Origin of the sequence: Microbacterium lacticum (assembly GCF_006716815.1) — a bacterium.
GTDB lineage: Bacteria > Actinomycetota > Actinomycetes > Actinomycetales > Microbacteriaceae > Microbacterium > Microbacterium lacticum.
The window spans coordinates 139508-153397 of record NZ_VFPS01000001.1 but is presented as its reverse complement, the minus strand read 5'-3'; the positions used below and the strand labels follow the sequence as shown (position 1 = coordinate 153397).

Below are 13890 nucleotides of genomic sequence, written 5' to 3'. Positions count from 1 at the left end.
GCATGCCTCATTACAACGTCGTCGTCCTCGGCGCCGGCCCCGGCGGCTATGTCGCAGCGGTCCGCGCCGCACAGCTCGGTCAGTCCGTCGCGATCATCGAAGAGAAGTACTGGGGCGGTGTCTGCCTCAACGTCGGCTGCATCCCCTCCAAGGCGCTCCTGAAGAACGCCGAGGTCGTGCACACCCTGAAGCACAAGGCCGACTTCTTCGGCATCTCGGGTGAGTTCACCGCCGACTACGGCGCGGCGTTCGACCGGTCGCGCGTCGTTGCCGACGGGCGCGTCAAGGGCATCCACTACCTGATGAAGAAGAACAAGGTCACCGAGTACGAGGGCCGCGGGCAGTTCACCGGCCCGAAGGCGATCACGGTGACGAAGACTGACGGTCAGACCGAGGAGGTCACGTTCGACAACGTGATCATCGCGACCGGCTCGACCGTGCGACTGCTGCCGGGCGTGACCCTGAGCGAGAACGTCGTGACGTACGAGGAGCAGATCCTCTCGCGCGAGCTGCCCGGCTCGATCGTCATCGTCGGCGCCGGTGCCATCGGCATGGAGTTCGCCTACGTCATGACGAACTACGGCGTGAAGGTCACGATCATCGAGTTCCTCGACCGTGCCCTCCCCAACGAGGACGCGGATGTCTCCAAGGAGATCGCGAAGCAGTACAAGAACCTCGGCGTCGACATCCTCGTCGCCACGAAGGTCGAGACCGTCGTCGACTCCGGCGACAAGGTCACCGTGACGTACTCCGACAACAAGACCGGGGAGAAGGGTCAGATCGAGGCCGACAAGGTGCTCATGTCCATCGGCTTCGCGCCGCGCGTCGAGGGCTTCGGGCTCGAGAACACCGGCGTAGCGCTCACCGACCGCGGTGCGATCGCGATCGACGACTTCATGCGCACGAACGTCGAGGGCATCTACGCGATCGGCGACGTGACCGCCAAGCTGCAGCTCGCACACGTCGCCGAGGCGCAGGGCGTCGTCGCGGCGGAGACCATCGGCGGCGCCGAGACCATGGCGCTCGGCGACTACCGCATGATGCCGCGCGCGACGTTCTGCTCGCCGCAGGTGGCCTCGTTCGGCTACACCGAGGCGCAGTACAAGGAGACCGGCCGCGAGTACAAGGTCGCGACGTTCCCCTTCATGGCCAACGGCAAGGCGCACGGCCTCGGCGAGCCGGTCGGCTTCGTCAAGCTGATCGCGGATGCCGAGCACCTCGAGCTCGTCGGCGGCCACCTCATCGGACCGGATGTCTCGGAGCTCCTCCCCGAGCTGACGCTCGCGCAGAAGTGGGACCTCACCGCGCTCGAGCTGGCGCGCAACGTGCACACGCACCCGACGCTGTCGGAGGCGCTGCAGGAGGCGTTCCACGGGCTCGCGGGCCACATGATCAATCTGTAACCTGGCACCCACACGACGAACGCCGCCCCATCGAAGCCGGGGGCGGCGTTCGCCGTTTGTGTGAGGTCAGAGCCCGAGGGCGCGAGCGAGCTTCGAGTCGGATGCCGCGGGGCGGGCCCCGGCCGCGAGCGCGATCCCGGTCGCGGCGGCGAGCAGCGCGGCGCGCGCGTCGGCGTCGCCCGGCGCGGCGGGTCCGAGCTCGAACTCCCACTCCCGCCAGGTCGTCTCCACGCCGCGGGTCTCGTCGAGGGCGGTGACGTGGTCGTCGACGAACTCGGCGACGACGGCTCCCGAGGCATCCCGCAGCAGGTACGCGTCGCGGCCGTTGCGGATGCGCGCGATGCGGCGGAGGGCGCCCGGCTCGGCAGCCGCGGGTGCGACCGGGGCGAGGGCGGCGACGAGGGCCGCGGACGCGGGGTCGTCGGGGCCGCCGAGCGGCCAGTGCTGCTCGACGCGGCCGCCCTCTGCGCCCTTCGGCCCCTTGATGTGCCAGCCCTCGTCGGGGCCGCCGGTGCGCCGCCGCACGGCATAGCCCGCGCGGCCGAGCGCGAAGCCGGGCACGTCGAAGTACTGCGCGTCGAGCTCCCGCCGCTCGGGCGGATCCACGGATGCCACGCCCGGAAGGCCCGCCCAGGTGGGGACGGCGAGATCGTCCGCGACGTCGAACGTCAGCTCGATCTCGAGCGAACGGCTCGGCTCGTCGCCGCGGACGACCTCGCCGCTCACGCCCGACTCACTGGTTGCGGTCGGCGTCGGGGTCGATGTCGTCTTCGGCCTCGAAGTAGTAGAAGTCGCTCGAGGTGGGCCCGTCGCCCTCCCCCGTGTTCTCCAGTCCGCCCTTGCGCATGTAGACGACCTGCGTCTCGCTGTAGGGCATGACCAGGGCATCCTCGGTCTCGTCGTCGAGCGGCAGGACCTGCCCGTCGAGGGGGCCGCCGTGAAGTCGTGCGATCGCCATCTGAACCTCCGTTGTATGGATGCCGCTAGCCTAACCGTCCCGGCTGGCGGCACCCGTCTCCGCGCCGCGCGTCATCGCGCGGCGCGGCACACCCCGCGTGCGTTCTCAGTGCGTGGGGAACCCGAGGCTGATCTGGCTCTCGCTCGGCTCGGGCCAGCGGGTGGTGACGACCTTGCGGCGCGTGTAGAACTGGAACGCCTCGGGTCCGTACATGTGCGTGTCGCCGAACAGCGAGTCCTTCCACCCGCCGAACGAGAACGCGCCGACCGGGACGGGGATCGGGACGTTGATCCCGACCATGCCGACCTCGATGTCGAACTCGAACTGACGCGCCGTCTTGCCGTCACGGGTGAAGACGGCGGTGCCGTTGGCGTAGCGGTTGTCGTTGATGAGCGCGACGGCCTCGTCGTACGACCCGACCCGCACGACCGACAGCACGGGACCGAAGATCTCCTCGTCGTAGACCCGCATGCCCGGGGCGACCTCGTCGACGAGCGAGGGTCCGATGAAGAACCCGTCGCCGTCGACGGCGAGCTCGCGCCCGTCGACGACGACGCGCGCGCCCTCGGCTTCCGCCCCGGCGACGAAGCCCGTGACCCGCTCGAGCGCGTCGCGGGTGATGAGCGGGCCCATCTCGACGCCGGGCTCGGTGCCGTCGCCGACCGTGACCGCAGGCATCCGTTCGGCGATCTTCGCGACGAGCGCATCGGCGACGTCGCCGACCGCGACGACGACCGAGACCGCCATGCAGCGCTCCCCCGCCGAGCCGTAACCGGCCGAGATCGCGGCGTCCGCCGCTGAATCCAGGTCGGCGTCCGGCATGACGATCATGTGGTTCTTCGCGCCGCCGAGCGCCTGCACGCGCTTGCCGTTCTCGGCCGCGCGCGTGTAGATGTACTTCGCGATCGGCGTCGACCCCACGAACGAGACGGCCCGGATGATCGGGTCGTCGAGGATCGCGTCGACGGCCTCCTTGTCGCCGTGCACGACGTTCAGGATGCCGGCGGGGAGCCCCGCCTCGGCGAACGCGTCGGCGATCCAGTTGGCCGCCGAGGGGTCGCGCTCGCTGGGCTTGAGGATCACGGCGTTGCCGGCGGCGATCGCCGTCGTCACCATCCAGAGCGGCACCATCGCGGGGAAGTTGAACGGCGTGATGCACGCGACGACCCCGATCGGCTGACGCACCTGGTGCACGTCGATGCCGCCCGCGACCTGCTCGGAGTACTCGCCCTTCAGGTGATGCATGAGCGACGTGCAGAACTCCACGTTCTCGAGCCCGCGCGTGACCTCGCCGAGGGCGTCGGGCACGGTCTTGCCGTGCTCCGCGGTGATGATGCGGGCGAGCTCCTCGGCGCGCGAGGAGATGATCTCGCGCAGGCGGAACATCACCTGCTGGCGCTTGCCGAGGCCCGTCGCGCGCCACCCCCGCTGCGCGGCCTGCGCCGTGCGGGCCGCCTCCTGCACGAGGGCAGCGGATGCCAGGGCCACCTCGCCCGTCTGCGCGCCCGTCGCCGGGTTGAAGACGGCGCCGGTGCGCCCGTCGGCGGCGACGCGTTCGCCTCCGATGACGTGCGGGATGGCGGTCAGGACGGGGGTGTCGATCGTGGTGCTCATGCGCGGGTTCCTTCGAGAGTGCGGTCGAGTGCGGGGTCGTAGCCGCGGAGCGTGCCGTCCGGCGAAGCCAGCTTCGCCACGAGCGTGCAGTCCTTGCCGCCGAGGCCCTCGTCGATGAGCTCGTCGAGCTGCGCGAGGGCGAGGCGGGCGGCGGGCAGGTTGACGCCGGTGGTGTCGCCGGCCTGGACGGCGAGTCCGCAGTCCTTGCGGGCCAGGTCGACGGAGAACGTCGGGTCGAAGTTGTTGTTGGCGGCCGACTTCTCGAGCACGCCCGGCACGGGGTACCAGGTGCGGAGCGGCCACGAGTCGCCCGACGAGACCCGCGCGACGTCCCAGAACGTCTTCGCGTCGAGGCCGAGCTGCTCGGCGAGCTGCGAGCCCTCCGACATCGCCATGACCCCGATGAAGAGCATCATGTTGTTGACGAGCTTCGCGGCGATCCCGGCGCCCGCCTCGCCGCAGGCGATGACATTGCCGGCCATCGGGTCGACGATCTCAGCAGCGCGGGCGACGTCGTCGGGCGCTCCCCCGAGCATGAAGGTCAGCGTGCCGGCTTCGGCGCCGGCGGTGCCGCCCGAGATCGGGGCATCCACGAAGGTGAGCCCGCGCGCCTCGGCCTCGCTGTGGCACCAGCGCGAGGTCTCGACGTCGACCGTCGAGGTGTCCATGAGCACCGTGGATGCCTCGGCGTGCGCGAAGATCCCGTCGTCGCCGCCGTAGACGGCGCTGACGTGCTCGGGCTTCGGCAGCGAGGTGAGGCACGCGTCGGCGCCGGCGAGCGCCGCGGCGACGGAGTCGACGACTTCGATGCCGTGTGCCCGGGCGGCGTCGGCCGCGGCGGGGTTGATCTCCACGCCGCGCACGGTGTGCCCGGCGGCGACCAGGTGCGCGGCCATGGGCACGCCCATCCGTCCGAGTCCGATGAAGGCGATGGTCGACATGGCTGCTGCTCCCTGCGTCGTCGAAGGTCGCCGCGCTCCTCAGCGAGTGCGGTCGCTCTCACTGTAGGCACGCCGGAGTGTGCAGATCAATGCACAGTCCGCCGCGAAATTTGCACTACGACTGTGCGCTGGTGCACACTAGGTGTACTGACCCAGATCGTTGTTGACGTAGGAGAGACCTCCGGGGTCGAGTTGGAGCTGTCTAAGTTCTTCAGCTCAAACGCACGGAGGTCTCTCTTGTCTCACGCTAATGCCCGGCTGACTCCGGCCGGCCGGTTGATCATGGTTCAGCGCATCCAGTCGGGGCGTGCGGTCGCGCATGTTGCCGCGGAAATGGGGATCTCCCGCACGACCGCGTGGCGGTGGTGGCGCAGGTTCCGGGAGTGCGGCCCGGCGGGCCTGATCGATCGTTCCAGCGTCGCCCGCTCCCACCCTCGCCAGACCAAAGCGTGCGTGGAGGCGAGGGTGCGGATCATGCGGCACCTCACTCGGCGTGGGCCGGTGTTCATCGCTGACAAGCTCGGCTTGCAGGCCTCAACGGTCGGTAGGGTGTTGCGCCGCCACCACGTGCCGTTGCTGCGGGAGCTGGACCCGGTCACGGGGTCCGTGATCCGCGCGACCCGCCGATCCGCGCAGCGTTACGAGCATGATCATCCCGGGTCCCTGATCCACGTTGATGTGAAGAAACTCGGCCGTATCCCCGACGGCGGCGGATGGCGTCTGCATGGCCGCGGGCAACGTCCTGCGCGCAAGCGGGGCCTGGGTTACGACTACGTGCACACCGTCATCGACGACCATTCCCGAGTTGCTTACGCGGAGATCCACGACGACGAGAAAGGCACCACCGCGGCGGGCGTCCTCGACCGCGCGATCGCGTTCTACGCGCGCCTCGGCGTCAAGGTCGAACGCGTCATCAGCGACAACGCGTTCGCTTACCGCCACTCGGCCGCGTTCAAGGCCGTGGTCGACGCGCACGGCATCCGACAGCGGTTCATCAAACCGCACTGCCCCTGGACCAACGGGAAAGTCGAACGCCTCAACCGCACCCTCGCCACCGAGTGGGCCTACGCCCGCCCCTGGAGCTCGAACGACGACCGAAAAGCAGGGTTGACGACCTGGCTCGACTACTACAACCTAGACAGGCACCACCTCGGCATCGGAGGCAAAACCCCCATCGACCGAATCAACAACGGTCGAGGTCAGTACAACTAGGCGGCATGTCCGCTCGGCCGTCCGACGCTCCCCCGGAGCTGCCCATCGAGGCGCTCATGACCTTCCTCTCGGTCGCGCGTCTCGGCCGCTACACCGCCGCCGGCGAGGTGCTCGGCGTCAACCACTCGACGGTGTCGCGGCGGATCGCGGCCCTCGAGACGGCGATGGGCGGCCGCGTGCTGGTGCGTACGGCCGGGGGCTGGGAAGTCACGGCGCTCGGGCGCCGCGCCGTCGCGGTCGCCGAGCGCATCGAGCGCTCGCTGCGCGAGCTCGTCGAGGGTGAGGGCGGCGACCTCGTGCACAGCATGGTGCGGGTGAGCGCGCCGGATGCCTTCACCTCGGTGTTTCTCGCGCCCGCGATGACGGCGCTGCGCGCCGAGCATCCGAGCCTGTCGGTCGAGCTCCTCTCGGCGACGCAGCGCGTGCGGCAGAACCGCTCGGGCGTCGACCTCGAGATCGTCGTCGGACGGCCGCAGGTGCTCCGCGCGTTCGCGACGCCGGTCTGCGCCTACGCGCTGCGGCTCTACGCGACGCCGGCGTACCTGGCCGACCACGGCGCCCCTGAGAGCGTGGCCGAGCTGTCGCGGCATCCTCTCGTCTACTACGTCGAGAGCTCGTTGCAGGTCGACGAGCTCGACCGGGCGCTGCAGGAGCTGCCGGGCTCACCCCCGTCGCTGCGATCGACGAGCGTGTTCGCGCACGTCGAGGGCGCCGCGGCGGGCGCCGGCATCGGGCTGCTGCCCGACTTCCTCGGCGACGCCGACCCGCGCCTCGTGCGGGTGCTCGACGGCGCCTACGCGCATCCGCTCGCCTATTGGGCCGTCGCGCGCGACGAGGGGCCACGCAACCCCGCGGTCGCGGCGACGCTCGATGCCATCACGACATACATCGCGTCGGTGCAGAGCGCGCACACGACGGTGGATGCCTCGTGAAGCCGTTCCTGCTGCTCGCCACCCGCGCCGAAGACGTGCCGGCCGACGAGGAGTACGAGCTCTTCCTGCGGTACACGGGCCTGCGCGAAGACCAGCTGGTGCGGCGACGGCTGGAGGCGGAGCCGCTCGGGCGGATCGACCTCGACGACTGGTCGGGCATCTTCGTCGGCGGCGGACCGTTCAACGCCTCCGATCCCGTCGAGGCGAAGTCGGCGGTGCAGCGGCGCGTCGAGGCGGAGATCTCGGGGCTGCTCGACGAGGTGATCGCGCGCGACTTCCCGTTCTTCGGCGCCTGCTACGGCATCGGCACGGTCGGGGCGCACGAGGGCGCGGTGATCGACGGGACGTATCGCGAGCCGATCAGCGTCGTCGAGGTGACGCGCACGGCCGCCGGGGCCGCCGACCCGCTCCTCGCGGAGCTGCCCGACACATTCGCCGCCTTCGTCGGACACAAGGAGGCGATCACGGTGTTGCCGTCGTCGGCGACCCTGCTCGTGCGGGGCGAGAAGTGCCCCGTCCAGATGTTCCGGCTCGGGCAGAACGTGTATGCGACGCAGTTCCACCCCGAGCTCGACGTCGAGGGCATCTCGACCCGCATCCGGGCGTACGCGGGTCACGGCTACTTCGCCCCGGGCGAGCTCGACCTGACCCTCGACGCGGTGCGGCGCCTGCCAGTCACCCACACCGGCACGATCCTCGCCGCCTTCACCCGCCGCTACGCCCGCTGACCGGGCGCGCGCGCCTCGCCGAGAGACCTCAGAGCACGGGTGGGGTGTGCCAGATGCGGGCGATGTAGTCGCGTATCGACCGGTCGGAGGAGAAGAACCCGCAGCGGGCGACGTTGAGGATCGCGGCGTGCGTCCAGGCATCCTGGTCCGCATAGGCGGCGTCGACCTTGGCCTGCTCGGCGATGTACGACGAGTAGTCGGCCAGCACCATGAACCGGTCGTCGTAGAGCAGGTTCGACACGATCGGCTCGAACACGCTCTTGTCGCCACCCGAGAACGCCCCCGACGCGATCAGGTCGATCGCGCGGCGCAGGTTCTCATCGGCCTGGTAGAACTCCGCGGGCTTGTACCCGCGCGCCCACAGCGCCTCGACCTCGGGCTCGCTCATGCCGAACAGGAAGAAGTTCTCGTCGCCGACGAGCTCGCGGATCTCGACGTTCGCGCCGTCGTCGGTGCCGATCGTCAGCGCGCCGTTGAGCGCGAACTTCATGTTGCCGGTGCCGGATGCCTCTTTGCCGGCCAGCGAGATCTGCTCCGACAGGTCGGCCGCGGGGATCACCCGCTCGGCGAGGGTCACGTTGTAGTTCGGCGTGAACAGAACCTTCAGGCGACCCTCGACGCGCGGGTCGGCGTTGACGACCTCGCCGACGGCGTTGATCAGGTGGATGATGCGCTTGGCCATCACGTAGCCGGGCGCGGCCTTCGCCCCGAAGATGAACGTGCGCGGCTGGATGTCCGACGCGGCGACCCGCCCCGACACGACCCGCTCGTACTCGGTGACGATGTGGAGCACCTTGAGCATCTGCCGCTTGTACTCGTGCAGCCGCTTGACCATGGCGTCGAGCAGGTGCCCGTCGCTGATCTCGAAGCCGTCACGGTCGCGCATCACCCGGTCGAGGCGGCGCTTGTTCGCCGCCTTCACCTCGGCGAACGCCGCGCGGAAGTCGGGGTTCTCGGCGTACGTCTCGAGCTCGCGGAGCCGCTCGAGGTCGGTCAACCAGCCGGTGCCGATGGCCTCGGTGATGAGGTCGGACAGCCCCGGGTTCGCGAGCCGGATGAACCGCCGCGGCGTGACGCCGTTCGTCACGTTCGTGAACTTGCCCGGGTAGAACTCGTTGAAGTCGGGCAGCACCTTCTCGCGCAGCAGCTGCGAGTGCAGCTTGGCGACGCCGTTGACCTTCGAGCTCGCGACGGTCGCGAGGTAGGCCATGCGCACCGAGCGGTCGGGGAACTCGCTGATGATCGACATGTTGCGGATGCGCATCTCGTCGTCGCCGTAGCGCTCGCGCACCTCGTCGAGGAACTCCTCGTTGATGCGGTAGATGATCTCGAGTTGGCGCGGCAGCAGGCGCCCGAGCAGGTCGACCGACCACACCTCGAGGGCCTCGGGCAGCAGCGTGTGGCACGTGTAGGCGAAGCACTTCTGGGTGATCGCCCACGCGGCATCCCACTCGAGCTTCTTCTCGTCGACGAGCACGCGCATGAGCTCGGGCACGCCGATCACCGGGTGCGTGTCGTTCAGCTGGAAGATGATGCGGTCGGGCAGGGTCGTGAGGTCGAAGTCGTCGGGCAGCTGCTCGAGGAAGTCGCCGATAGATGCCGCGGCGAAGAAGTACTGCTGCTGCAGCCGCAGTTCCTTGCCCTGCGGGGTGGAGTCTTCGGGGTAGAGCACCTTGGAGATGTTCTCGGCGTAGGTCTGGGCGCGGACGGCCTCTTCGTAATCGCCGGAGTTGAACACGCGCAGGTCGAACGAGTCGGTCGCCTTCGCGCTCCAGAGGCGCAGCGTGTTGACCCATCCGTTGAGGTAGCCGGGCACCAAGTAGTTGTAGGGCACCGCCTGCACGTGCCAGCCCGGCACCCAGCGCGAGCGCGGTGTGCCCTCGTCGTCGTAGGTCTCGGTGTGACCGCCGAAGGAGATGCGGCGGGATGCCTCGGGGTGCGGGAACTCCCACGGCGAGCCGAGCGTCAACCAGGCATCCGGCTGCTCCACCTGCTGGCCGCCCTCGAAGGTCTGCCGGAAGATGCCGTACTCGTAGCGGATGCCGTAACCGGTGTTGGGCACAGCGAGCGTCGCGAGCGAGTCGATGAAGCACGCCGCGAGGCGGCCGAGGCCGCCGTTGCCGAGGCCGGGTTCGACCTCCTGCGCGCGCAGTTCGTCGATGTCGATGCCGCACGCGGCCATCGCCTCGGTGGCGATGTCGGTGAGGCCGGAGGCGAGGAGGTTGTTATCGAGCTGGCGGCCGAGCAGGTATTCGGCGGACAGGTACGCGACGCCCTTGGACGGCTTCTCGCGCTGGCGGCGGAGGTCTTCGAGCCACCGCGCCATGAGGTAGTCGCGCACGGTGAGCGCGAACGCGAAGTAGCGGTCGGCGTCGTTGGATGCCGAGAGGGCGACGCCACGCTCGTGGTTGAGGTTCCGCAGGAACTGCCGAACGAATCCGTCGACCGAGCTCGCGGGCCCGGTGACCGGAGCGAGGGCGAGCGGGTGCGAGGCGCCGAGCGGGTGCGGGACCGCGGTGGTGTCGGCGGTCTCGGTGGCCGCCGAGGTCTCGGCGTGGGTTTCGGGCGTCTCGCCGGCGGTGGGTGAGCTGTCGGATGTTGTCACGTAAACGAAGGTACACACTGGCGGCCGACGATGTGACCGTACCCAGCCGGGAGAACTCGAGAATTTACATGGGCGTCACCGCGCTTCAACGTGCGGCCGCGGTGGGCGCCACTGTGGGCTGCGCTCGGCGTCGGTGCGCCGCCGCCGCCGTCGACGTCAGTGCGCGGCCGCGTTCGAGGCATCCCGCTCTTCGGCGAGCGCCGTGCGGGCCTTGTTCAGCTCGGTCGAGGCGGTGGCCACGGAGTTCTCGGCCTGCTGCACGCGGCGCTCGGCGAAGGTCTTCGCGCCGTAGCGCTCGCGCACGCGGTCGGCGTCTTCGCGCACGAGCGTGTAGATGTAGGAGCAGGCGAGGAGGATCACCTGCGACGACAGGTTGATCCACAGGAGCAGCGCGATGAGGCTCGCGAAGGTCGCCAGCAGCGGGTTCGAGATCGCGCCGCCGACGAACAGGCCGGACAGCTGCTGCAGCACGGTGAGACCCACCGCCCCGAGGAGCGACCCCGTCCAGAGGGCCTTGGCGGATGCCTTGACGCCCGACAGCACGCGGAAGACCATCACGATCGCGACGGCGTCGAGGAGGAACGTCAGGACGATCGCGAGGAGGCGGCTGCCCCAGCTGATCAGCGGGTCGTGCGCGCCGAGGCCGAACCAGGCGGCGACGAGTCCGAGACCCGCGGTGCCGAGCATCGTCGCCACGGCCGAGACGAGCAGCGCTCCCCCGACGCCGATCGCGAGGGCGAGGTTCCGGAGCATCACGAGCCAGAACGGCACGTCGTCGGTGGCCTCGTCGCAGATCACGCGGATCGCGGTGCGAAGCGACCCGATCGCGCCGATCGCCGCGCCGATGAGACCGACGGTGGCGATGATCCCCGCGATAGAGAGACCTGCAGGAGCCTGGATCGCGTCGAGCTCGATGAGACCCTCGTCGCCCACGAGGCCCGGCACGGCGCGGTTCACGGCGTCGATGAGCGCCTGCCAGGCATCCGGGTTTCCGGCCAGCCACAGCGCGGCCGCCGAGAACCCGAGGAGGACGCCCGCGAAGATCGAGAACAGGGCGCGGTAGGTGACGGCGTCGGCGAATATCGGGCCGCGCCGCTCGCTGTAGCGCAGGTACGCGCGGACGGGGGTCAGCGAGAGTGCCTTGGCGATGACGCGGCCGATGTCCATGCACGCCAGGATAGGGGACCGCGCCGGGGTGGGGCGTGGGGTTGACAGCGCCCCTCCCCGTCGGCGAGCGTCAGGAGGTGGGCATGAGCACCCACGTCGCACCGGAGAGAGCCAGCGACGAGTCCTCGCCTCCGGAGTACTGGCTCGAGTCGATCGTGACGATGCGCAACGACCCCTGCAGACGGGCGACGAAGTCTTCCAGCTGCGGCCTCGGGCCCTGGGCGCTCAGCGTCATCGGCACGCTGATCAGTGCGCCGCTCGACGGCGCCGTGACCTCCACCCCGGCCGGCGCCACGTAGGGTGCGGCGGCGTCGAAGCGGAGGTCTTTCACCATGACACCCGACGCGGCAGCCGCCGCATCGATCTGGTTGATGAGCTCCTGCTGCGCGCGGCTGGCGGGGATCTGCCGTTCGTTCTCGGCGAGGGCGGCCTTCCACTCGTCGAGACGCTTGTTATCGGCGGCGAGCGCGGTGTTCTTCGCCTGCTGCACGTCGTTGAGCTGCCGGAGTGAGGCGGTCTGCGCGTTCGCCGTGTCGATGCGATCGAGCTGCGGCTGGACGCCGAGCAGCCACCCGCCGAGCACCACGGCGACACCGAGCATGCCGATGACGATGAGGGTCAGTCGATGCTTGTCCATGATCACTCCCCCGCCGACGTCGCGTCGGCACCGTCGGTCGCCTCGGTCGTCTCCGTGCCGGTGGTGGGCGACGTCGTCGCCGCCTGTTCCAACTGCTCGTGAAGTGCGGTGAGCTTGTCGGCATCGAGGGCGTCGGTGCGCGCCGTGCCGCCGAGCGCATCGGCACCCAGCTGCACGACGCCGGTGATGAGGTACCCGGACTCGTTCGAGGCGACCGCCTCGACGGTGGCACTGACATAGCCCGTCAGGCGGCTCAACGCGTCGAGGAGAGGCGTCGGAGAGTCGAACCGCGCGGCGTTGGCCGTGAAGGAGATCTCGATGACGCCGGGGGCATCGAGTCCGGTCGACTCGATCGACGCCGCATCGTCGGCGACAACCTTGACGGTGATCGACTCGGTCGCCAGCGACACGTCGGCGGGGAGGACGGCATCCAGTTCGGTCATGAGGCGCGACCAGCGGGCCTCCGAGTACAGCGCGGCCAGTTCTGCGCCGTCGTACCCCCCGAGGTGCGCCTTGATCGAAGAGACCTCGCTGTACTTCTTCTGCTCGTTGAGCAGCACCTGCGCGCGCGTGCGTTCCGCCGACAGCGTGCTCTCGGCGCTCATCGCCAGCGCCGCCATGGCGAGGCCCGCGGCGACCACCGCGACCAGGAGTGCCAGCATGCCGGCCATGAGCTTGCGCTCGGTGGCGGCGTGACGGCGGCGTGCTTCGACGATCGGGGGAACGAGGTCGACGCGTGCGATGGCGTAGACCGGGGTGTGCGTCGGCGCGGGTTCGTCGAGTTCGACGTCGCTCGGATCGGGGCGGTGACGCTGACGGCGCTCGGTCATCTCGGTGGTCACTTGCGGGCTCCCTTCGCGCTGAGCGCGGCGGCTTTGCGCTCCGCTTTGGCGGACGTCTTCGCGGCCGGGCGCTCCGCCGTCTTCGCGGCGCGGGCGGCCTTGCGACCGGGCTTCGACGCCGTCTTGGCGCCGATCGCGAGCCCGAGGGGCGCGGCGAGCTCGAGAGCCCACTGGTCAATCCCACTGTCCCGCAGCTTCGGGCTCACCTCGAAGGGCGCGAACGGATTGCCGTAGATCGTGGGCACATCGAGCGCACGCGACAGGACGAGGGTCAAGCCGCCCAGGCGGCTGCCGCCGCCGGTGAGCACGACACTCGACACCGGAGCATGCGGATGCGCCGTGGCCCAGAAGCTGAAGGTGTTTCGGATGCTGTCGATGAGGCCAGCGACGTTCTCGCGCAGCACCGTCTCGGCGTCGATGTCGCGAGGGGTGGCCGCACCACCCTGCAGACCGCGCGCGATCTTGTCCTTCTCAGCCTCGACGAATCCGACGCCGAGGGCCCGCTCGATGCTGCGCGTGATGTCGTCGCCGCCGCTCGCGACGATGCGGACGAACTGCGGAGTGCCGGCGGTGGAGATCACGACGGTCGTGCTCGAGGCGCCGATGTTGATGATCGCCTGCGTTCCGCGCTGCGGCCCGGGCATGAGCCGCAGCAGCGAGAATCCCGCGAAGTCGATGGCGTCGATCGAGCGCCCGGAGCGTTCGATCGCGTTGACGGTTCCCTCGAGACTGCTGCGGACCGTCGCGACGAGCAGGCCCTCCTGCTGCACGCCCGATGCGCCCTCGATCGTGCGCAGCGGCAGGAAGTCGAGGATCGCGTCGTCGAGGTGGGATCGGCGAGCGACCGGACA

At 69.7% G+C, this 13890-nt stretch carries 13 protein-coding genes; 4 read left to right on the top strand and 9 right to left on the bottom strand.

The window, feature by feature from the left end:
* Positions 1-2 precede the first annotated feature (2 nt).
* The gene (gene lpdA / locus FHX68_RS00750) at positions 3-1403 is read left to right on the top strand and encodes a dihydrolipoyl dehydrogenase (RefSeq protein ID WP_141378610.1); all 1401 of its coding nucleotides are present in this window, start codon (positions 3-5) and stop codon (positions 1401-1403) included.
* Positions 1404-1469: 66 nt separating this feature from the next.
* On the opposite strand, the gene FHX68_RS00745 is transcribed toward lpdA, so the two are convergent.
* From FHX68_RS00745 to FHX68_RS00730, 4 genes are all read right to left on the bottom strand, one after another.
* Positions 1470-2129 (bottom strand): CYTH domain-containing protein, encoded by a 660-nt coding sequence (locus FHX68_RS00745; protein ID WP_141378608.1) that lies wholly within the window; start codon positions 2127-2129, stop codon positions 1470-1472.
* Between the two features lie 7 nt (positions 2130-2136).
* Positions 2137-2361, bottom strand: coding sequence for a response regulator (locus FHX68_RS00740; RefSeq protein ID WP_141378606.1), 225 nt, complete (start codon positions 2359-2361; stop codon positions 2137-2139).
* 105 nt (positions 2362-2466) lie between these two features.
* A complete protein-coding gene (locus FHX68_RS00735; protein ID WP_141378604.1) occupies positions 2467-3975 on the bottom strand; it encodes a CoA-acylating methylmalonate-semialdehyde dehydrogenase in 1509 nt (502 codons plus the stop codon).
* Positions 3972-4916: an NAD(P)-dependent oxidoreductase gene (locus FHX68_RS00730; RefSeq protein ID WP_141378602.1), complete on the bottom strand. Its 945-nt coding sequence runs from the start codon at positions 4914-4916 to the stop codon at positions 3972-3974. The genes FHX68_RS00735 and FHX68_RS00730 overlap by 4 nt, the downstream gene beginning before the upstream one ends.
* Positions 4917-5153: 237 nt before the next feature.
* Here FHX68_RS00730 and FHX68_RS00725 point away from each other — a divergent pair, with 237 nt between their 5' ends.
* The 3 genes from FHX68_RS00725 to FHX68_RS00715 are packed head-to-tail and all read left to right on the top strand — an operon-like array spanning position 5154 to position 7788.
* The gene (locus FHX68_RS00725; protein ID WP_141920000.1) at positions 5154-6128 is read left to right on the top strand and encodes an IS481 family transposase; all 975 of its coding nucleotides are present in this window, start codon (positions 5154-5156) and stop codon (positions 6126-6128) included.
* A 56-nt stretch (positions 6129-6184) separates the two neighbouring features.
* Positions 6185-7060 (top strand): LysR family transcriptional regulator, encoded by an 876-nt coding sequence (locus FHX68_RS00720; protein ID WP_141380950.1) that lies wholly within the window; start codon positions 6185-6187, stop codon positions 7058-7060.
* Positions 7057-7788: a glutamine amidotransferase gene (locus tag FHX68_RS00715; protein ID WP_141380931.1), complete on the top strand. Its 732-nt coding sequence runs from the start codon at positions 7057-7059 to the stop codon at positions 7786-7788. Before FHX68_RS00720 ends, FHX68_RS00715 begins: the two co-directional genes overlap by 4 nt.
* A gap of 28 nt (positions 7789-7816) precedes the next feature.
* On the opposite strand, the gene FHX68_RS00710 is transcribed toward FHX68_RS00715, so the two are convergent.
* The 5 genes from FHX68_RS00710 to pilM all read right to left on the bottom strand — a co-directional run bounded on the left by FHX68_RS00710 (position 7817) and on the right by pilM (position 13854).
* Complete coding sequence (locus FHX68_RS00710) at positions 7817-10393, bottom strand: glycogen/starch/alpha-glucan phosphorylase (protein ID WP_141380932.1); 2577 nt, start codon at positions 10391-10393, stop codon at positions 7817-7819.
* Between the two features lie 156 nt (positions 10394-10549).
* The gene (locus tag FHX68_RS00705) at positions 10550-11560 is read right to left on the bottom strand and encodes a YihY/virulence factor BrkB family protein (RefSeq protein WP_141380933.1); all 1011 of its coding nucleotides are present in this window, start codon (positions 11558-11560) and stop codon (positions 10550-10552) included.
* A 70-nt stretch (positions 11561-11630) separates the two neighbouring features.
* The gene (locus tag FHX68_RS00700) at positions 11631-12197 is read right to left on the bottom strand and encodes a type IV pilus inner membrane component PilO (protein ID WP_141380934.1); all 567 of its coding nucleotides are present in this window, start codon (positions 12195-12197) and stop codon (positions 11631-11633) included.
* A gap of 2 nt (positions 12198-12199) precedes the next feature.
* On the bottom strand, positions 12200-13039 hold the full coding sequence (locus FHX68_RS00695; RefSeq protein ID WP_141380935.1) for a hypothetical protein: 840 nt from the start codon (positions 13037-13039) through the stop codon (positions 12200-12202).
* On the bottom strand, positions 13036-13854 hold the full coding sequence (pilM, locus tag FHX68_RS00690) for a pilus assembly protein PilM (protein ID WP_141380936.1): 819 nt from the start codon (positions 13852-13854) through the stop codon (positions 13036-13038). Before pilM ends, FHX68_RS00695 begins: the two co-directional genes overlap by 4 nt.
* Positions 13855-13890 lie beyond the last annotated feature (36 nt).

Bases quoted from the DNA above. Each gene is read 5' to 3' on its own strand.
- lpdA (WP_141378610.1), top strand. From the start codon at position 3: ATGCCTCATTACAACGTCGTCGTCCTCGGCGCCGGCCCCGGCGGCTAT.
- FHX68_RS00740 (WP_141378606.1), bottom strand. From the start codon at position 2,361: ATGGCGATCGCACGACTTCACGGCGGCCCCCTCGACGGGCAGGTCCTG.
- FHX68_RS00735 (WP_141378604.1), bottom strand. From the start codon at position 3,975: ATGAGCACCACGATCGACACCCCCGTCCTGACCGCCATCCCGCACGTC.
- FHX68_RS00730 (WP_141378602.1), bottom strand. From the start codon at position 4,916: ATGTCGACCATCGCCTTCATCGGACTCGGACGGATGGGCGTGCCCATG.
- FHX68_RS00720 (WP_141380950.1), top strand. From the start codon at position 6,185: ATGACCTTCCTCTCGGTCGCGCGTCTCGGCCGCTACACCGCCGCCGGC.
- FHX68_RS00705 (WP_141380933.1), bottom strand. From the start codon at position 11,560: ATGGACATCGGCCGCGTCATCGCCAAGGCACTCTCGCTGACCCCCGTC.
- FHX68_RS00700 (WP_141380934.1), bottom strand. From the start codon at position 12,197: ATGGACAAGCATCGACTGACCCTCATCGTCATCGGCATGCTCGGTGTC.